Origin of the sequence: Pseudoalteromonas sp. T1lg76, assembly GCF_002964725.1 — a bacterium.
Taxonomy (GTDB): Bacteria; Pseudomonadota; Gammaproteobacteria; order Enterobacterales; family Alteromonadaceae; genus Pseudoalteromonas.
This window is the reverse complement of record NZ_PQCE01000008.1, coordinates 67980-86912: the sequence shown is the minus strand read 5'-3', so window position 1 is coordinate 86912 and position 18933 is coordinate 67980. Positions and strand designations below refer to the sequence as shown.

General features: G+C 49.8%; 15 protein-coding genes and 1 riboswitch. Of the genes, 8 read left to right on the top strand and 7 right to left on the bottom strand.

Annotated features, from left to right (window positions below):
- Nucleotides 1-312 precede the first annotated feature (312 nt).
- The 4 genes from C2M35_RS03465 (at nt 313) to C2M35_RS03450 (ending at nt 6217) form a co-directional block, all read left to right on the top strand.
- Entirely contained in the window at nt 313-1377 is a 1065-nt protein-coding gene (locus tag C2M35_RS03465) for an efflux RND transporter periplasmic adaptor subunit (RefSeq protein WP_105264604.1), read from the top strand.
- A complete protein-coding gene (locus C2M35_RS03460) occupies nt 1374-4472 on the top strand; it encodes an efflux RND transporter permease subunit (protein WP_105199499.1) in 3099 nt (1032 codons plus the stop codon). The genes C2M35_RS03465 and C2M35_RS03460 overlap by 4 nt, the downstream gene beginning before the upstream one ends.
- Nucleotides 4473-4565: 93 nt before the next feature.
- A complete protein-coding gene (gene msrA / locus C2M35_RS03455) occupies nt 4566-5096 on the top strand; it encodes a peptide-methionine (S)-S-oxide reductase MsrA (RefSeq protein ID WP_105213351.1) in 531 nt (176 codons plus the stop codon).
- A 500-nt stretch (nt 5097-5596) separates the two neighbouring features.
- Nucleotides 5597-6217, top strand: coding sequence for a hypothetical protein (locus tag C2M35_RS03450; protein ID WP_105213352.1), 621 nt, complete (start codon nt 5597-5599; stop codon nt 6215-6217).
- Nucleotides 6218-7094: 877 nt separating this feature from the next.
- On the opposite strand, the gene C2M35_RS03445 is transcribed toward C2M35_RS03450, so the two are convergent.
- Together C2M35_RS03445 and C2M35_RS03440 are read right to left on the bottom strand one after the other, a co-directional pair.
- Nucleotides 7095-8939 carry a TonB-dependent receptor domain-containing protein gene (locus C2M35_RS03445; protein ID WP_105264603.1) on the bottom strand — a complete coding sequence of 615 codons (1845 nt, stop codon included), beginning with the start codon at nt 8937-8939 and terminating at the stop codon, nt 7095-7097.
- A 41-nt stretch (nt 8940-8980) separates the two neighbouring features.
- Nucleotides 8981-9136: riboswitch (cobalamin riboswitch) on the bottom strand.
- 81 nt (nt 9137-9217) lie between these two features.
- The gene (locus C2M35_RS03440; RefSeq protein ID WP_105199495.1) at nt 9218-9700 is read right to left on the bottom strand and encodes a YajQ family cyclic di-GMP-binding protein; all 483 of its coding nucleotides are present in this window, start codon (nt 9698-9700) and stop codon (nt 9218-9220) included.
- A 130-nt stretch (nt 9701-9830) separates the two neighbouring features.
- Between C2M35_RS03440 and C2M35_RS03435 the strand changes: the two genes are divergently transcribed.
- Both C2M35_RS03435 and C2M35_RS03430 read left to right on the top strand, forming a co-directional pair.
- Entirely contained in the window at nt 9831-10184 is a 354-nt protein-coding gene (locus tag C2M35_RS03435) for a VanZ family protein (RefSeq protein ID WP_105213355.1), read from the top strand.
- Entirely contained in the window at nt 10163-11083 is a 921-nt protein-coding gene (locus tag C2M35_RS03430) for a ketopantoate reductase family protein (RefSeq protein WP_105264602.1), read from the top strand. Before C2M35_RS03435 ends, C2M35_RS03430 begins: the two co-directional genes overlap by 22 nt.
- Here C2M35_RS03430 and thiI read toward each other — a convergent pair.
- Together thiI and C2M35_RS03420 are read right to left on the bottom strand one after the other, a co-directional pair.
- Nucleotides 11064-12521: a tRNA uracil 4-sulfurtransferase ThiI gene (gene thiI, locus C2M35_RS03425; RefSeq protein WP_105199493.1), complete on the bottom strand. Its 1458-nt coding sequence runs from the start codon at nt 12519-12521 to the stop codon at nt 11064-11066. The genes C2M35_RS03430 and thiI overlap by 20 nt on opposite strands.
- 149 nt (nt 12522-12670) lie before the next feature.
- On the bottom strand, nt 12671-13312 hold the full coding sequence (locus C2M35_RS03420; protein ID WP_105199492.1) for a TetR/AcrR family transcriptional regulator: 642 nt from the start codon (nt 13310-13312) through the stop codon (nt 12671-12673).
- Between the two features lie 150 nt (nt 13313-13462).
- Here C2M35_RS03420 and coaD point away from each other — a divergent pair, with 150 nt between their 5' ends.
- Both coaD and C2M35_RS03410 read left to right on the top strand, forming a co-directional pair.
- On the top strand, nt 13463-13945 hold the full coding sequence (gene coaD, locus C2M35_RS03415; protein WP_105199491.1) for a pantetheine-phosphate adenylyltransferase: 483 nt from the start codon (nt 13463-13465) through the stop codon (nt 13943-13945).
- On the top strand, nt 13942-15339 hold the full coding sequence (locus C2M35_RS03410; protein ID WP_105264601.1) for a capsule assembly Wzi family protein: 1398 nt from the start codon (nt 13942-13944) through the stop codon (nt 15337-15339). Before coaD ends, C2M35_RS03410 begins: the two co-directional genes overlap by 4 nt.
- On the opposite strand, the gene C2M35_RS03405 is transcribed toward C2M35_RS03410, so the two are convergent.
- The 3 genes from C2M35_RS03405 to argH all read right to left on the bottom strand — a co-directional run bounded on the left by C2M35_RS03405 (nt 15304) and on the right by argH (nt 18925).
- Entirely contained in the window at nt 15304-15810 is a 507-nt protein-coding gene (locus tag C2M35_RS03405) for a hypothetical protein (RefSeq protein WP_105264600.1), read from the bottom strand. The genes C2M35_RS03410 and C2M35_RS03405 overlap by 36 nt on opposite strands.
- Before the next feature lie 439 nt (nt 15811-16249).
- Nucleotides 16250-16780 (bottom strand): hypothetical protein, encoded by a 531-nt coding sequence (locus C2M35_RS03400; protein WP_105199488.1) that lies wholly within the window; start codon nt 16778-16780, stop codon nt 16250-16252.
- A gap of 279 nt (nt 16781-17059) precedes the next feature.
- Nucleotides 17060-18925 (bottom strand): argininosuccinate lyase, encoded by a 1866-nt coding sequence (gene argH / locus C2M35_RS03395; protein ID WP_105199487.1) that lies wholly within the window; start codon nt 18923-18925, stop codon nt 17060-17062.
- Between the last annotated feature and the right edge of the window lie 8 nt (nt 18926-18933).

Here is an 18933-nt window from a genome sequence, read left to right as displayed (position 1 = left end):
TAGCGGGCTAAATATCGTGCTAACCGCGTTGGAATTTTTCTTTGTAGCATAACTACATAAGAAAAACTCCGCCTTGTTATCACATCATTTATCCAACGCTATATATGATCACATACTTAACAGAATTGGTATAAAGATGCGCTGCGCTGGCTAGTTGCCTTTGTTGTTCTTGTTTTGTGAACAAAAACTGTAATTTTTCATCACAAAATCGTTATTTTCGGTTAACACACAAAAATACAGGATTGGCGGTCTATGTGTATGCCGACAAATTCGTAAACTATCTTCGGGCTAAAACAACAAAAGGCATCATCAATGAACCACAGTAAGCACTCGGGCAAGGCACTGTTTCCCGTTTTTATTATTATCTTTTTAGGGCTGTGCGTTTATTTGTACCTACCTAATGGCCAATCGCAACAAAATACCATGCAAATGCAAGCAACCAAGGTGCAGGTGCATACCGTCGAGCAACAACAGCGCGCCGTTAGCGTTGATGGCATCGGCAGCAGCCGTGCCAACCAGGCTATTTTTATTAAAAGCGCCCAGAGCGACTATGTGGATGATATCTACTTTGACGATGGCGATCTGGTTAAGGCAGAGCAACTGCTGGTGCAACTACGCGACACCGAAGAAAAGCTCAGAGTAAAAGAATTAGAAGCTAATCTCTCCGAGGTAGAACGCCAATTAAACCGCCTCACCGAGCTGGCCCGCTCGCAAGCGGCCGCCAAGTCTTTACTGGAAGAGCAAAGAGCCAAATTTGAAGCCACTCAGGCGCAACTTGAAGCCGCGAAAACCAAGCTGGCAGAAATGCAGGTTCGCGCTCCTTTTGCCGGCACCCTGGGCAAACGCATGATTTCTAAAGGCGCCTTTGTCTCCAATAGCACGGAAATTACCACCTTGGATGACCTCAGCGTGATCAAGGTCGACTTTAATGTGCCGGAAAAATACCTGGCGCAACTGCGTGTCGGCATGTCGGTGAGCGCCCGCAGCGACGCCTACCCGGCGCGCACCTTTAACGGCAAGGTCACCCATGTGAGCTCGCGTGTCGATATGAACACCCGCAGCGTACCCATTAGTGCCAGTTTTACCAATAACGAAGCCCTGCTACGTCCGGGCATGTTACTCAATACGACCCTGGAGCTTAAAACCTACGAGGCCCTGCTGGTGCCGGAAAAAGCCATTATCCCGCGTCAGAACAAGCATTTTGTCTTCCAGGTGGTCGATGGCATAGCCCAAGAGGTGGAAGTGAAGGTAGATAAACGCTACGACGGCTGGGTTGGCATCAGCTCCGGTCTGCAAGCGGGCGCCCAGGTAGTGACCGAAGGCGTGATTAAAATTCGTTCCGGCTCGCCTGTGAATGCACAGGAGAGTGAACAGTGAAGATCACAGATACCGCGGTAAAACGCCCCGTCTTCGCCATAGTTATCAACCTGCTGTTGCTTACCTTTGGTTTAGTGGCCTTCTCGCTGTTGCCACTGCGTGAATACCCAGACATAGAAAGCCCCATTGTCAGTGTCAGTACCAGCTACACAGGTGCTTCGTCGGAGATTATTGAAACCAAGATCACCCAGGTAATCGAAAACCGTATTTCCGGTATCGAGGGTATTAAAAGCATTACCTCGTCGAGCCGTAATGGCCGCTCCAATATCACCATAGAATTTAATATCGACCGTGATATCGATGCCGCCGCCAACGATGTGCGCGAGCGCGTTTCCCGCGCTTTAGACAGCCTGCCGGATCAGGTGCGTCCGCCGGAAGTGTCAAAATCCGATTCGGATGAAAGCCCCATCGCCTGGTTTGTGCTTAACAGCGGCACCATGGATACTCTGCAACTTTCAGACTATGCCCAGCGTTATATCGTCGACCGTCTGGCGGTGGTGGACGGCGTGTCCAATGTCCGCGTTGGTGGTCAGCGCCAGTACGCCATGAAAATCTGGCTTAACCGCCAGGCCATGGCCGCCCGAGGCATTACCGCCGCCGATATCGAGCGCGTACTGCGCGCCGAAAACGTTGAGCTTCCGGCCGGTGAAATCGAGTCGAAAGACCGCGACTTCTCGGTACGTACAGCCCGTAGTTACCTCGACCCGAAGGATTTTCGCAACCTTGTGGTGGCCCGTGGCGAAGGCGGTTATCTGGTACGCCTTAACGAAGTAGCCGATGTACAACTGGAAGCTGCGGACGAAGAAAGTATGTTCCGTGGTAACGGCCGCAATATGATAGGCCTGGGGATAGTTAAACAGGCCAAGGCCAACACCCTGACCGTGGTGGAAAACGCCCGTAAAGAGATTGAAAACATTAAGCGTAACCTGCCTCCTGGCACTACCATAGAAGACAGTTACGACTCCTCCATCTTTATCAAGGAATCGATCAACGAGGTATATCGTACCCTGGCCATTTCCATGGGTCTGGTGGTGTTAGTCATCTTCCTATTTCTTGGCAATATTCGCGCTACCCTGATCCCGGCGGTGACCGTACCTGTAGCGCTGATCGGCAGCTTTATGTTCCTGCTGGCCATGGGTTACTCCATTAACCTGCTTACCCTGTTAGCATTGGTTCTGGCCATCGGCCTGGTGGTAGATGACACCATAGTTATGCTGGAAAACATTCACCGTCGTATCGAGCTTGGTGAGCCACGCCTGCTTGCCGCCTATCGCGGTGCCCGCGAGGTGGGCTTTGCTATTGTCGCCACCACGCTCGTGCTTATAGCGGTATTTGTGCCCCTGGTCTTTATGGACGGTCGCATCGGCGCCCTGTTCACGGAATTTGCCATGGCGGTCAGTGCCGCGGTGTTTTTCTCCAGCGTAACCGCACTGACCCTCTCCCCGGCACTGTGCTCCAAGGTGCTGAAACAAAGCGCCAACTCGGGACGCTTTAGCCAATGGATGGACCGTCAGTTTGCTCGCTTAGAAAATGCCTACGAGCGCACCCTGGCCGGCAACATTCGCCGCTCCGGCATGCTCACCATTATGTTGTTACTGGCCGGCGCCGCCTGTTATGGCCTGTTCCAGAAAATTCCTTCGGAATTAACGCCTAAAGAAGACCGCGGCACCTTCTTCGTGATGATGAATGGCCCTGAAGGCGCCAGTTACGAAAACAACGCCGAAAACATGGCAAAAATTGAAGAGCGCCTGCTGCCTTATGTGGAGTCCGGCGAGCTTAACCGCGTACTGGTGCGTGTACCCGGCTGGGGCGGTCAAGGCGGCGTGGCCATTATCGGCATGGCCGACTGGGACGAGCGTAAGCGCGATACCTGGTCGGTAATGGGCGAGATCAGTGGCAAGATGCGTGAAGTGACCGATGTCCGTGCCTTTGCCATTATGCGCCGCGGCATAGGCGGTGGCGGCTCATCGCGCCCCATCGAGTTTGTACTGCAAGGCAATGATTATGACGAACTGGCCGACTGGCGCGATCGCATCATAGCCCGTGCCCAGCAAAACCCGGGGTTGGTGCGTATAGACCATGATTATAAAGAAACCTTCCCGCAATTTTTGGTGAGCATAGATAAAAATAAGGCCGCCGATTTAGGGGTTTCGGTGTCGGATATAGGCCGCACCCTGGAAACCATGCTCGGCCAGCGCCGTGTTACCACCTTTATCGACCGAGGTGAAGAGTACGACGTGATCTTAAAGGGTGAGAAACAAGACTTTGCCAGCCCACAGGACGTGTCGAACATCTATGTCAATTCCCGCTCCGGTGAACTGGTGCCCTTGGATAGTTTAATCACGGTATCCGAAGAGGCCACCGCTTCACAGCTTAACCGCTATAACCGCATGCGTGCCATTACCCTAAGTGCCAACCTGGCCGATGGCTACACCCTGGAAGAAGCGCTGAACTTCCTTAACCAGGTGGCGATGGAAGAAAACGACATAGATGGCGCCATCGACTACAAGGGCGAATCGCAACTCTTCTACGAAGGCGCCTCGGCCATGGTGTATGTCTTTGTTCTGGCGCTGACGGTTACCTTCCTGGTGTTAGCGGCGCAGTTTGAAAGCTTTGTGCACCCCTTTGTGATCATGCTGACCGTGCCTTTGGGCATAGCCGGCTCGCTGTTTGGACTGTATGTCACAGGGCTCACCCTGAATATCTACAGCCAGATAGGGATAGTTATGCTGATTGGTCTGAGCGCGAAGAACGGTATCCTGATAGTGGAATTCGCCAACCAGTTGCGCGATAAGGGCATGGAGTTTAGTGCCGCCTTGTTGCAAGCCTCCAAGCAACGCTTGCGCCCTATTATTATGACCTCACTGACCACGGTCATGAGCTCAGTCCCTCTGGTACTGGCCAGTGGTCCAGGGGCGGAGAGCCGTATGGTAATAGGTGTGGTGATCTTCACCGGTGTTACCGTGGCCACCTTGCTGACCCTGTTTGTGGTGCCCAGTGCCTATTATGCCCTGGCGCGTAAAACCCAATCGCCGGAGTTCCTGCAGCACCGCCTCAACAAGCAGGTGCAACAGCATCCGCTGCAAGAAGAGTAATCCCTAAAAAGGCAGAGCAATCTGCCTTTTTGCTATTATTAGCACCTAATCGCGCTACACTTGAACTAGGTATTGCAAACAGGACAAAACGCAATGAGTGAGCTACGCACGGCCACCTTAGGTGGTGGCTGCTTTTGGTGTATCGACGCCGCCTTTAGACGAGTCAAAGGCGTGCAAGAGGTTTCTTCCGGCTACAGCGGCGGCCATGTTGAACACCCCACCTATCATCAAATTTGTGCCGAAGACACAGGCCACGCCGAGGTGGTGCAGCTCGTCTATGACGAGCAAAAGGTTGACTACCCGACGCTATTAAAGATGTTTTTCGCCCTGCACGACCCCACCACCTTAAACCGTCAGGGCAATGATATCGGCCCCCAGTATCGCAGCGTGATCTTCTATCATGGCGACCAGCAAAAACACCAGGCCGAGCTGGTTATGGAGCGTCTGCAAGAGCACCTGGACGATGCCATAGTCACCGAACTTCTTCCGGCTAAGGAGTTTTACCCTGCCGAGAGCTATCATCAGGATTACTTTAGCGCCAACCCACGACAGCCGTATTGCAATCTGCTTATTGCTCCGAAAATAGCCAAGTTTGAGAAGGAATTTGATGCATATTTGGTGTGAGGGTCTGAGGTAAGGCGCGAGCCTTACAAACCCGTTTTTTTAGGCAAAGCTTTCCCCATCACCCTCGGTGGATAGAAAAAGTTTTTTTCAGAATATAGATCTTGTCGCGTTGGCGACGACAACTTAGAGGAAATGCTTGTCCATTTCCTCTAAGAACTCCTAGGACACCCCAGCATTTGCTTTATTCTTCGCTTGTCGGTGTTGCCTACGCACCCGGCGAAACTCGGCTATCCCTGCCTCGATTCGCCTAACTTGACCATCCCAGGTCAAGTTGTACTACCAACTCCACCAAGCTCAGCACAAATGCACGGGGAATATGCTGAAGCATCGCATTTCACATTAAGTCTCGCTCAAGCTGTTAGGTGTGAAAGATAAAAGCCATTGCTAGCAAAAGGTTAAGGGATTTGTTATCAATACAAAAAATTATCGAGTAGGGAAACTTGTCTACAGTCTAACGCCAAACTTCCCTCTATTTAATGGTTAGGTTCTATGGAGGGCGTATGAATCCTGAGCTTAAAAATATTTCTGAGCATATTCTTTTCATGGGAACAGGAATCCTATCCCAAGCTCAACGAAACTCTTTGTATACCAGTCATGACTCTCGTTTGGACGAGGGGATATATGGTGTACTTCAAGCTGCGCATGCAGCCGAGCTAATCATTAAAGCAGCGATAGCTGAACAACACCCTTTGCTGATCTTCTCAAGTCTGCCCAAATCAAAAACGGGTGAGGACAGCTTTTTATCTTTAAGTAATTTGTTCGAAAGCGGAAAAACTATTCAGTATTCCGAGCTGCCTGAAAAATTATGGGCAGCTACTGGTTACCGAATTGAAAAGTTGGGCTTATTTAATAGCTTTGGCAAGCTTAGAAATTGTATCCAGCATTTTGCGACACCTGATATTGATCTGCGAACTGAAACATCGAATTTCATCTACCTTGTTATCGACCCTATTTTGGAACACTTTTGGGGGGAGTATGCAGTTGAGTACGTTGATTTAGAAAGCTATGAAGATGACGTCTTTGAGATTTTGAGAGCTCACGGATTAATTATTCGATTTCCTCAGTCCATGGCAAAATATGCAAATAGGGTGTACAAACTCCAGCAAAACATTCAAGAATAACTTCCAACGCTTTGCACTTTCAGTTCAAGGTGAGTTTCGTGTTTTAGATGCAATGGTTTGGGCTAGTAGCTGCGCAGCTAACTCCTTAACGCGGCGTTATAAACAACCAATTCCACCATTTACCTACTCAACGTACTCCTCAAAACCTACAGGTATCGCCCCTTCCCGTTTGGATTCGCGCTGGAGAAATCGGCTTTTGTTGTGGAGCGTGCTTGAGACAACGGAGCATGGATGCGAAGTTAGGTTTACCGAGGTAGGACACCTCGTTAAACCGTGTCGAAGCTAAGCGGAACGCTTAACAAAAAACCGAGTTCGCAAGCAATAGCGAATCACGGGCGCCTCGGGGTTCCAAGGGGTGGTTGGCGCAAACCACCCCTTGGTTGCCGTCGCCAACGCGACAAGATCTATCAATTGCCGCTGCAGTCAGCGGTCCGACCATATCCAGCCAAAAAGCATCTTTGTCGACGCAGAGCATCGACCTACAAACCGCATTACCTGCGGCCCAATGACAGTTGTCAGGTTGAAACCTGACCTACAGGTACCAATCTCCCCGTTTAGATTCGCGCTGTAGACATCGGCTTTTGTTGTGGAGCGTGGAGTTGATAGCGAGGCACGATGCCGAGCTAGATTTATCAGTACATGGATGTGCTGTTAAATCGCATCAAGGACTAAGCGGAGCGCTTAACAAAAAACCGAGTTCGTAAGCATTTGCGAATCACGGGCGCCTTGGGGTTCCAAGGGGTGGTTGGCGTAAACCACCCCTTGGTTGCCGTCGCCAACGCGACAAGATCTATCAGTTACCGCTACTGTCGGCGGCTCGACAAAAGATATCGGTTAGAACCGCTGTCGACGGCCCGACTCCGAAGACACTCACCCGTTACAGCGATAAACTCACCCCTGCATATACCTTGCGCTCGGCGCCGATATATTCAGAAGTAATGGCACCCGTGCTCCAGTCCGTGGCGGCAACATTGGTGACGTATTCCTTATCGGTCAGGTTTTCAATGGCAAAATCGAAGCTGATATTGTCCACCAGCTGATAACGCGCATTCACATTAAGCAAGGTGTAGCTTGGCAAATGAGTACGGTAATAGCTTACGCGATCCGAGCGGTACTGCAGCTGGGCGCCCACATACCACTTATCAAATTCCTTACCCAGACCCCAGTTAAAGGTGCGCTTGGCACGCAATACCAGGTCTTCACCTGTGTTGTCGTCCTGGGCATCCACATAGCTGAAGTTCAGCGTATGGTTAATGCCAAACCAGTCCTCAACTTCGGCGCTCAACTCAACGCCTTCAAAACTGGCTTTATTGATGTTTTCCGGGCCATTAAAGCCCCAGTCGATAAGGTTATCGAAGGTATTTTTATACACAGCCACATCGTACTGGCCGCCGGCGATATTCAGGCGCAGGCCAAGTTCGGCATTGGTCGACTCTTCCGGCTGCAAGTCTGGGTTAGCACCCCAAATTGAGCTGGCATCGTTAAAGGTCGGGGCCTTAAAGCCGGTGCCGTAGCTGGCGCGTAAGGTAGCGATATCGGCGAAAGGGACGCCAAGCGCCAGATTATAGGTCGACTCGCCACCAAACTCGCTGTGATCGTCGTTACGTACCACGGCATTGGTGCTAAAGGCGTCATGAAGATAGTAGGCCCCCACATACACACCCTTGTTGCTCTGTGTTTCGTTGACAAAACCGGACTGCGGTTGACCCTCAAGGGCGTAGGCATTGATGGAATCACCCACATCCTCATAGTAATAATCCAGACCCGAGCTGATAGTCAGGGCGTCATTTAGGGCGATATTTAGCTGATAACCCAGCTCGTCACGCTCGGTAATGTACTGATTGGCCTTATAACCCGGGTACGGGTTTTTCAGGGTGTTGAAGTTGTCATCCTTCACCAAGGCGGTTTTTAAGGTATGGGCATAACGGCCGTGGGCTTTTTGCCAGCCCAGTTGCAGATGGTAGTTTTCAAACTTACTGAAATCACTGCTGGTGCCGTCATACTCTACTTCCGCATCGCTGTATTGACCAACAAACTCCAGCTTACCTAAGGTATCAAAGTCATAACTCAAGCGAGCACCGATATTTTGGTTTTCATAACCGTCGCGATCCGGGTCCTGGCCTGTGGTCACATTGTAGCCATCGGTTTGTTCATAACCCAGGTTAATGGCGCCCTTAAAAGCACCTTGGGTCAAGGCATAGGCACCTTGAACATTCACATAGTTATCGCTGCCGCTCGATACCGACAGAGTTTTGCTGTCGCCATTGCGGGTGATGATGTTGATCACCCCGGCCAGAGCATCTGAGCCGTACCAGGCTGCACGGGCACCACGGATGATTTCCACCCGCTCTATGCTGTTAAGCGGCAGGGTTTCCAAGGCCTTGTAGCCTAGGCTTGCGGAGCCAACGCGGACACCGTCAACAACTACCAGAGAGTGACGACTGGCAGCACCGCGAATAAATAAGCTGCTGGTTTGTCCTTGACCGCCGCTGCGGACAATATCGATCCCGGCATAGTTGGAAAGCAATGCGGGCAAGTCGCGCACACCGGTACGTTCAATATCATCACGGGTGATCACATTAACGCTGGCGAGCACCTGCTCAAGCGGCTGTTCAAACTTGTTGGCCGTGACCGTGATATGTTCGATTGTCTGTGACTGAGCCGCCACAGATGCAGAAAAAAGTGCCGCCAAAGACAACGCCACAGGGGTTTTGCTATACATGTAGATCCCTTAACCCGCGCCCACCGCACAGGATTATTCTTGGTTAGATAAGCGTTATGGCCGGTCTCCGGACTGATTGGCGAGTGCCAAAATCACCGTTGCGGGGGCAGCGTAGGATTCACACCTACTTCCCGATTATCCCTGAGCTCCTTCCCACTGGGCGAAATCTGCAAGGCACCATAACAAGGCGGTGTTATTGTGCGTAGTAAGGAGGGGAAAGTCAATGGACGTCTATACATCCATTGACGAAATAATTACAAGCCTAGAATTGGGCTGTTTTAGTCGCGGAAGTTCTTGAACTGGAACGGCTGGCCTAGATCGGCTCCGCGCACGACTTGCATGGCGGCCTGAAGATCGTCGCGCTTTTTACCCGTTACGCGAACTTCTTCGCCTTGGATAGCGGCTTGCACCTTGATCTTGCTGTCTTTAATGGCTTTTACCAGCTTTTTGGCCACTTCTTTGGAGATGCCCTGCTTCATAACCACCTTACGGGTCACGTATTTACCATGCAGGTCGGCTTTTTGAATCTCAAAGCTGTTCACATCAAGACCACGCTTAGATGCTTTGCTGGCGAAAATATCAAACAGCTGCATGACTTGTTGCTCGGCTTCAGCAGTCAGTTCTATTTGCTCGTTATCAAGCTCAATTTTGGCGTCAACACCACGAAAATCAAAACGCGTTTCCAATTCACGCTTGGCATTCTCAACGGCATTTTTGGCTTCGCTCATATCAATTTCAGAGACGATATCAAATGAAGGCATGGGGCTCTCCTAAACTTAAATTTTTGTGATTATACCCTGAGATTTACAATTTTGTGCGTTAGTACACGGTGAATTCAGTTTTTAGTTTGTTATACTGCCTGCGTTTTCACCAGATTTTAAGGTAGTAATAGTGACGCGCCGTGTCTATAAGGGTTTGTTTTTAATTAGCCTTGTTGTATTTACTTTGCTGTTTACCAAAGAAGTTAAAGGCGCGGCAGTAAACCTGTTTCCGCATATTGATAAGGTCGCCCATTTTGGTATTTTCTTTATCCTCGCCTTTATTATGGATAAAGCCTTTAAAATTCCCTTTATCATCCAAGTCATTCTGCTTTGTCTCTACGGTGCCGCTATCGAATGGATGCAAGGTGTACTGCCCCATCGTCAGGCCTCTGTCGCCGACTTTATCGCCGATGCCTGCGGTGCCGCCAGCTACTTTGTTCTGCATTATATTTGGCAAACACAATGGCAAAAAAAGAACAGTTAACGCCAGTGTATATCCTAGGCCCGGGCGCTCTGGGCCTGGCCTTTGCCAAGCTTTTTAGTGAGCACCGCCCGGTCAAGCTATTGACCAAGACCCACCACCCACACCAGTATCAATATACTTATCAAGCACATAGCGAGCCCTTACAGGTGCAGTGTATCCCCTCTCCCTCAGGGGAGCAGGCGCCACAACAACAAATAGGCGAGCTGTGGCTTTTTACCAAGGCGCATCAGGTTCTTGAGGCGCTTACCCCACTGCTGCCGGCATTAAAAAATGACGCAAAAATAGTTATCAGCCATAACGGCATGAGTGATTTAAGCACACTAAATCAACTTCTGGGGCCAAATCAGTCACTGTATTTTATGCTTACGCAACAGGCGGCCTATAAGCCAGCGGCGGATAAAGTGGTGCATGTAAGCCAAGGTCTAAGCACACTTGGCGCCGCCAACAAGGCCGCTGAAAAATCTTTAGCGCGCCAGTTACCCCTGTGGCAACAGCAAATACCGAATCTGGTGGGCAGTGATAATATCCACCACGCCCGCTGGCAGAAACTGTTGGTTAATTTAGCCATTAATCCGGTGGCCACCTGGCAGCAACAACGCAATGGCGCCCTGCGTGCACCCGAGTACGCCAGCGATATTATGGCGCTGGTGCATGAAGCCATCACTGTAGCCAAGGCTCAGGGCTTGGATTTTTCGTTAGTTCAGGCGCTTAATTTGGCCTATAAGGTGATGGCGCAGACAGCGGAGAACCGCTGTTCCATGCTGCAAGACAAGCTGTTGGGAAGGGAAACGGAAATAGACGCCATGTGCGGCTATGTATATAAAACGGCGCAGCAATTAGGCTTGGCTGCGCCGGTTAATCAGCTTTATTATCAGCGTATTAAGGGCGATAGACCTTAACGGTTTTAAAGCCATTTTCATGCAGGATCAGCGCCTGCAACTGGCTCATCACGCCCTTGGCACAGTAAAGGTAATATTCCTTATCCTGTGGCAAATCGCCGAACTTAGTGGCTAGACGGAAAAACGGCAGGTGTACTACCTCAATGCCATCGAGCTCAAGTGGGTTGGCATCTTCTTCCTCAGGTGAACGAATATCGACCACCACGGCATCTGCAGGCAACTGAGATACGGACTCAGCTTCTTTCACCTCTTCCTTGGCCTGGGTTTCAATATCGCGCACGTCCATAATGGTGGCATTGGCGACAACCGTATCAAGTATCTCAAAGTCGAAGTTTTGCTCTTGTTTTTCAATCACATCAAGCTTGGCTTTAACCGTAGGCTTGCGTGAAATCACACCACAGTATTCGGGCATGGCTTCGGCCATTTCCGCAGTACCTATGGCACGGGCGATATCGATGATCTCTTGCTTATCGTGCTGAATAAGTGGACGCAGGATCAGGGTATCGGTTACACGGTCAATCACGCTCAGGTTAGCCAGGGTTTGGCTTGAAACCTGACCTATGCTTTCCCCGGTTACCAGAGCTTGAACACCCAGCTTTTCGGCGACCTGACTGCCGGCGCGCATCATCATGCGTTTAAGCACCACACCCATTTGCGAGTCTTCGATATTTTCCAAGATTTCAGCCACCACGGGCTCAAAGTCCACGGTAATAAACTTCACCTTATGGGTAGAGCTAAAACGTGACCAGATATAATGGCTGGCTTGCTTTACACCGATTTCGTGAGCCGCACCACCTAGGTTAAAGAACAGGAAGTGAGTACGGGCACCTTTGCGGATCATTTGGTAGCTGGCCACTCCCGAGTCGAAGCCGCCAGACATCAGCGACAACACGTCTTCTTGCGTTGGCAACGGGAAGCCACCCATGCCCTTGTGGGCGTGAGTTACTATGTAGGCGCGCTGGTCCTTGATTTCAATCTTAACCGTTACTTCCGGGCGACTCAGTTTTACCCTAGCCCCTTCAACGTGCTGGTTTAAGCCGCCGCCTACATATCGCTCCACATCGGTAGAGGTAAAGTCATGCTGACCCTGGCGCTTACAGCGCACGCAGAAGGTTTTACCGGCGATTTGGTCGGCAAGTAACAGCTGCGCTTGCTGATAGATATCATCCAGGGTGGTAAATTCCACCTCGGTGACCTCGTTGAATAGCACGATACCGGGAATACGACCCAAGGCGTCCGCCATCTCGGCACGCACCGCATCATCAGCGCTCAGGGATTCTACCGTGAGGTTATCCCAGTTGTTGCGTACCTTTACCTGCTCATCAATGCGACGCATCATGATCTTAATGTTGTTTTCCAAAACCTTGGTAAAACGCTTGCGAACAGACTTACTCTTGATCGCAATCTCTGGGTGCAACTTAACAATAAACTTGATCATGACTTACTCATAGCGGCTCAATATCGGCCAACGGCTAACGGGGAAAATGCCCATTTCCGCGACCCTGGATTCAAAGCGCGCGATTATAGCAAAACCACGCGCTTACGGAAATAATAGCGAAGATGTTACGCAAATGCGGCCTTGCGCCGCTAGAGGTTATCCTGACGCTGCTGATAGGTTTGCTTTAATGCCGCTAATTGTTCACGGCCGGCATCGGTCGCAAAGGCAGAAAACAGGGTAATAACCTTGAGCAGGCCCTGGTAAATGTCGCCGCGATTAAGCTCGCCACTTTGGCGTCTGGCCTTGATATAGGGCGTCCAAAAGCTCACCGTCAGTTTCAACATATGGGTCAGCTCAGCCGCATCTTCATCGGCAATGGCAATAATGCCCTTGCTGTTAAGCACCAGAACTATGTCCTTTACCTGCTCAAACAAGCGTTGTTGAAATTGAATATAGTCGGCCTTTAATTCCGCATCGCGGGCGAGAATGTCGGTCATATTGTCGTAGAAGAAATGGAAGTTCCACATCAGCTCGAACAAGGCATCAAAATAATGGGTTAACTGACTCAGGACTTCGACATCGTCTTGCAGCGGCTTGAACTGAGTGTCCAGGTGCTGACGATAAAGCACAAAAATATGCCTTAAAATATCTTCTTTATTTTTAAAGTGATAGTAAAGATTACCCGGGCTGATGCCCAAATGGGCGGCGATATGATTGGTGGTGATGGCGCGTTCACCGTGGCGATTAAACAATTCAATGCTCGCCTGAATAATGCGTTCCTTAGTACTCATGTTTACTTCTACCCAGCTTTTTATCCTTAGCAGTATAAACAATCTTGGCTTGGCTGAACAATGACTCCTTATTTGTCGCCGATTTGGGGCTGGCAACATGGGCAAAGATTGTTAAAATGCGCCCAGCACCTTAAAAGAATGAGAACGATAATGAAGGTAACCGCACTCTATCCTGGCACCTTTGATCCTTTGACCAATGGCCATTTGGATCTGATTGAACGCGCAGCAAAAATGTTTGACAGCGTGATAGTGGCAATCGCCCACAACCCGAACAAAAAACCCTGTTTTAGCCTGGATGAGAGAGTCGACCTGGCACAAAAAATCGTTGCCCATTTAGATAATGTTAAGGTAATTGGTTTTACCGGCCTGCTAGCGGATTTGGCCAAAACCCAGAACGCTAATGTGTTGGTACGGGGTATTCGCGCCGTGTCTGATTTCGAATACGAGTTTCAGCTCGCCAATATGAATCGCAGATTGAACCCCGACTTAGAAAGCGTGTTTCTTACCCCAGCAGAGGAAAATACTTTTATTTCCTCAACCCTAGTCAAGGAAGTCGCATTGCATGGCGGCAATGTATCAGAATTTGTTGCCCCCGAAGTGGCGGCGGCATTAAAGGAAAAATTATCAAAATGACCCTATCTCGCTGTGCGCTAGCTCTTAGCGCCCTGTTTTGTGCTGCCCAGGTGCAGGCAAGTCCCTGGATTGAACCCGACTCGGCGCTGCTACGCAGCTCCATTGATATGCTGGTAAATCAAGGCGTGATCAAGCGCCCCGTTAATACTTATCCGCTGATGTGGAAAGGCATTGCCGGCGATTTACAAAGCGTGTCGATACAGGATTTAACGCCGCAGGCGCAATTTGCCTATCAACATGTACAACATGCGCTTAAATACGCCCAGCAAGGCACGGTTTCCCGAGTGCGTGTCTTTACCAATTCTGAGCCGCACACAATTCAGGGCTTTGGCCCGCGCAATCAGGCTAAAAGCGGTATTGAATCCAGTGGCAGCCTGACGGGTAAAACCGCCAGCGCCAAGGTCAGCGTCACCTATCGTGACGACAGCAACGACGGCGAATATGTTAATTATGATGGCAGTTACGTCGCCGCCCTGTTGGGCAATTGGTCCGTAAGCGCCGAGAAAATTAACCACTGGTGGGGACCCGGACAGGAAAATGCCCTGGTGCTATCGAACAATGCCCAGGCCATGACAGGCGTGCGCCTGACTCGCCACGATACCAATTATTATGGCCCAAGCTGGCTGGCCTTTATCGGTCCCTGGAACTTCACCGCCCTAGCCGCTAAGCAGCAAAGTCAGGTGAGTAAAATTGATGAAGAAAAAGTCGAAGACGGCGACTTTTGGGGCTGGCGTTTAAGCGCAACTCCTATTCAAGGTCTTGAGCTTGGCCTAAGTCAAACCAAGACTGAATGGTTACACTATCCCGAGTCTATTGGCGACCAAGTTATTGATGAGCTCGCCGATGAGCAAAAGCTCAGCAGCCTAGATATTAAATACTCCACCTTGCTTGGCACACTGCCTCTGTCCATCTATGGCGAATATGCCGGTCATATCGAATCGGCTCTGATAGCCGAAGACGGTGCCCTGACCTTAGGAGCGCAAACCCATTATGGCACGGAGCAGGCACTGCTTAGCGGTTATATCGAATACACGGATACCGGCAGCGAGTGTGTGTCGCAATTACCCGAGTACAACTGTAACTATGGCAATCTGGACATAGCCCAAGGCTACCAGCATAGAGAGCAGAACCTGGGACCGGCCATAGGAGCGGACGCCGAAGCGCTGACGCTGGGCGCCACTTATCATCGTATTGGCGGCTATGGTGCGCATTTAAAGCTTGGTCGCATCGAAAAGGAGTATCTGGATACGGATATTTCTCGCCTTGAGATCGGCTATCAGCAAGGCGTATTAGGCGCTTTGGTCAATATCACCGGCCACCTATGGCGAGAGTCGAACGACCTTGACTCCGATACCCACTCAGCCGTGAGCCTGGCGCTGGAATACCGTTTTTAACAAACGGCCAGCGCGGCACAGGCCGAGAAAGTCCCGGTTAACCACCAGCACTATTATCATCAAGGCATCATTCAAATTGATGCCTAACGAATACAGAGTCCACAGCCACCAGGGTTCGTAGTTACCCGCTACGCCCAGATCTAAATACATTGCTATATGCAAAATGGCATTGAGCACCAAGCCCACAGCACAATAATATAAGGCTGGAATTTTCTCCCGCTTTCTTTGCACCACAAACAAAGCGACCAAGGTCAACAAATCGGCACTAGCCCAGAAGGGATATACGTAACTCACATCAATAACAGAAGTGATTAAATAAGAAAGGTTAATGGTCAGGCAGAGCCATAAGGGCGAGCGCGCGCGATAACTAACCTCGGAGTAACTGACAAGGTTAAACAGCAGCGCCATCATAAACCCCCAATTTACGAAGGTACTTAGTAGCTGAGCTAATTCTCCACTGGCAAAAAACATCTAATCCAGGCCTTTATTTTAATTATTATCTCGCCCTACATAGGCTTTTAGCCCCAGCCCAAACGATAAGATCTGATATCACACAACTTAAGAAGTCTAAGACTCTAGTCGCTGCATTCGAGTTGGATGCACAAATCAAAGGGTTGAGAAATATAACACCTTATTAACAGAACAACTAGAAACACCGCATCGATTATTGCGAATACCTCAAGCATAAGTGGTAGCAAGGCTATTAAATATCAATTTATAAGTTGTTGGGGGCAGGAACAGTGTCAACCGTATTGAGTATGGATTATCCCTATTAATCAAGGCATTAAATGTCGGGCTATGTCTTCGTTGCGAGAATAACTTTTAATGGGAGAGTCATTGTGATTGATTCTCGCTGATAACGAATTAGAGCAATGGTGCACTCTATTGCATCTCAAAGGTCCGAGGGTATTTATTTAGAAGTGACGATTTTTTGGCTTGAAACTTGTCTTTTCACATAGTCTTTAAGCGTAATAAAACCTAGAATATCTCGATCAACGATTAGCGCAACTATCATTAACAAGTCTGATAAGTTTATGCCTATAGAGTAAAATCCCCACAACCACCATTTTTCTCGATTGTCTAACACCACAATATCCAAATGCATCAGTAGGAGTAGGATTGAGTTAAATATCAAGCCCGCTACGGCATAGATAACTCCAGGAGAAGGCTTTGCTTTTTTAAAGAAAAACACAGGCAAGATAACAAGCAAAGTGACTAGATCGTAAATAAGCCAGGTTTTGTACACTTCTGAACCGCTAAAAACGCTATTAAAGTGATCACTCGTAAAATAAGACGAAAACATGACGATGCTAACAAAAAGAAGTTTAAAATCTTCCTTAGCCTTAAAAGCTATTAGCATTAAATTGAAAAACATAGCCATCAGAAAGCCCCAAACCACGAAGCCTCCCATAAAAATAACTAAGCTTTTCTCAAAGAACATCCGTCATCTCACTCTTAGTTCTCTTTCTTCGGTGGACCGAGAACCACATCAGCACCACAGCGCTGGATATTAGCTTCGCTTAGGATTAGCGCACTAGTTGAGCAAGTCACTGTATCAGATTGCAGTGCCTAAACGCTAGTGGTTTGCGTTGTATGCTTTTGAATTTGCTGGTGTAATTTTTTAAACTCAGATTTGAACTTGTGTGCTGGTATTAACTGATTTAGCGATTGATCTGGTGAGAGAGGAACGCGCGCCAAAACTGGCAGCGCGTTCTAGATTTTAAGCAATTAGCTTACAAGGTATCTCGCCTATGGGAACATGCTGGAGGTAGAAGTCCATGGCCACCTCATCGCAATTCGCCTTGCGCAGACAAAGTTCACAGTCTTTCATTACCTTCTCAGGTAAGCTGTCCTTACTGCTTTGCTCGAATCCAAGTTTAGCGAAGAAGTTGGGGACACGAGTTAAGACTATCACCCTTTTCAGCGCCAATTTTTTGGCTTTTACAAGCAAGTGATCCACCAGCATACGCCCCTGTCCTTTGACGCCACAATCCGGATTGACTCCCAGCGAGCGAATCTCCGCCAAGCCGGTATCATAGATATAAAGCGAAGCACAGCCGGTGACCTTACCATTGACCTCGGTAACGGCAAATTCATTGATCGAGTGCACCATATCGCTTTTGGCACGCGGCAAATTTTCACCGACCTTGGCCCAATACTGGATCAGCTCGCTAATGGCTTCAACATCATGCAAGTTGGCGTCACGCACGGTAATAGTGTGCTGTTGCTGTGCATGCTTAATGGCATGGGCAACCTGCTGCGGCGAGGTGCCACCCAAGGCCTTACGTGCCTGCAGGCACGCATCCAGCTCAAGTACCGGATACACATCTTCTTCGATAACACTGCTCACCGCCTGGAATTGCTCAAGGGTCAGCTGTTCCAGGTTTTTACCTTCGCCTATGGCGACCTGCACCAATTGACCGACGATATGATGTCCTTCACGGAAAGGGATCCCCTTAGCAACCAGGTAGTCCGCCAGCTCGGTAGCATTGGCATGGCCGCCTTGGGCCGCTGCTCTAGTTCTCTCACCATTGACCTTAATGCCGTTGATGCAGGATTGCGCCATATGCAAACAGGCCAACCAGGTTGGCAGCGCATCAAACAAGCCTTCCTTGTCCTCTTGCATGTCCTTGTTATAGGCCAAGGGCAAAGATTTAAGTGTCATCATCATGGCACTCATGGCGCCAAAAACCCGTCCGGTTTTACCACGGATCAGCTCCAGGGCATCTGGGTTTTTCTTTTGCGGCATCAAGGACGAGCCGGACGTGACGTTATCCGCCAGCTCCACAAAGCCCGCCTCACCTGAGTTATAGAAGATCAAATCTTCAGCAAAACGCGACAGATGCAGCATGGAAATCGACGCCGTGCTTAACAGTTCAACCACAAAGTCCCTGTCCGACACTGCATCCAAACTATTGCGCGTTGCCTGAGCAAAGCCAAGATCCTGAGCCAACAACTCACGGTCGATGGCATAAGCAGTACCGGCTAAAGCACCGCTGCCCAGTGGACATTGATCCATACGCTTAACCGCATCTTGTAGACGGCTGGCATCACGCTCAAGCATTTCCACATAGGCCATACACCAGTGGCTAAAGAGCACCGGCTGGGCCCGTTGCAAATGGGTATAACCAGGCAGAACCGTTCCAAACTCCCGCTCTGCCAGGGCAAGTAGCGACTGCTTGGTGGCAATAAGGGCATCGGCAATGGTGCTCGCGGTTTGCTTACACCAGAGTCGGAAGTCGGTGGCCACCTGATCATTCCGGCTACGTCCGGTGTGCAACTTCTTACCCAGGTCGCCTACCTTATTGATCAGCGCCGCCTCAACATGCGAGTGAATATCTTCTTCGCCGCTGAGGGCAACACTATCAGGGTTTGCCTGAACCTCTTCAAGCAGTTCATACAATGCCGCCACCAAACGCTGGTGCTCGTCATCGGTTAACACGTTAACGCGGTTTAACGCCCCCGCCCATGCCACAGAGCCGATAATGTCTTGCTCCGCCATCACATAATCAAACGGCAAAGAATCGTTAAACTGTTTAAATGCTTCATCCGGACCCGATGAAAACCGTCCGCCCCAAAGTGCCATTGCCTTCT

Bases quoted from the DNA above. Each gene is read 5' to 3' on its own strand.
- argH (WP_105199487.1), bottom strand. From the start codon at position 18,925: ATGGCACTTTGGGGCGGACGGTTTTCATCGGGTCCGGATGAAGCATTT.
- thiI (WP_105199493.1), bottom strand. From the start codon at position 12,521: ATGATCAAGTTTATTGTTAAGTTGCACCCAGAGATTGCGATCAAGAGT.
- msrA (WP_105213351.1), top strand. From the start codon at position 4,566: ATGAGTGAGCTACGCACGGCCACCTTAGGTGGTGGCTGCTTTTGGTGT.
- C2M35_RS03440 (WP_105199495.1), bottom strand. From the start codon at position 9,700: ATGCCTTCATTTGATATCGTCTCTGAAATTGATATGAGCGAAGCCAAA.
- C2M35_RS03400 (WP_105199488.1), bottom strand. From the start codon at position 16,780: ATGTTCTTTGAGAAAAGCTTAGTTATTTTTATGGGAGGCTTCGTGGTT.
- C2M35_RS03465 (WP_105264604.1), top strand. From the start codon at position 313: ATGAACCACAGTAAGCACTCGGGCAAGGCACTGTTTCCCGTTTTTATT.
- C2M35_RS03430 (WP_105264602.1), top strand. From the start codon at position 10,163: ATGGCAAAAAAAGAACAGTTAACGCCAGTGTATATCCTAGGCCCGGGC.
- C2M35_RS03445 (WP_105264603.1), bottom strand. From the start codon at position 8,939: ATGTATAGCAAAACCCCTGTGGCGTTGTCTTTGGCGGCACTTTTTTCT.
- coaD (WP_105199491.1), top strand. From the start codon at position 13,463: ATGAAGGTAACCGCACTCTATCCTGGCACCTTTGATCCTTTGACCAAT.
- C2M35_RS03450 (WP_105213352.1), top strand. From the start codon at position 5,597: ATGAATCCTGAGCTTAAAAATATTTCTGAGCATATTCTTTTCATGGGA.
- C2M35_RS03410 (WP_105264601.1), top strand. From the start codon at position 13,942: ATGACCCTATCTCGCTGTGCGCTAGCTCTTAGCGCCCTGTTTTGTGCT.
- C2M35_RS03420 (WP_105199492.1), bottom strand. From the start codon at position 13,312: ATGAGTACTAAGGAACGCATTATTCAGGCGAGCATTGAATTGTTTAAT.
- C2M35_RS03405 (WP_105264600.1), bottom strand. From the start codon at position 15,810: ATGTTTTTTGCCAGTGGAGAATTAGCTCAGCTACTAAGTACCTTCGTA.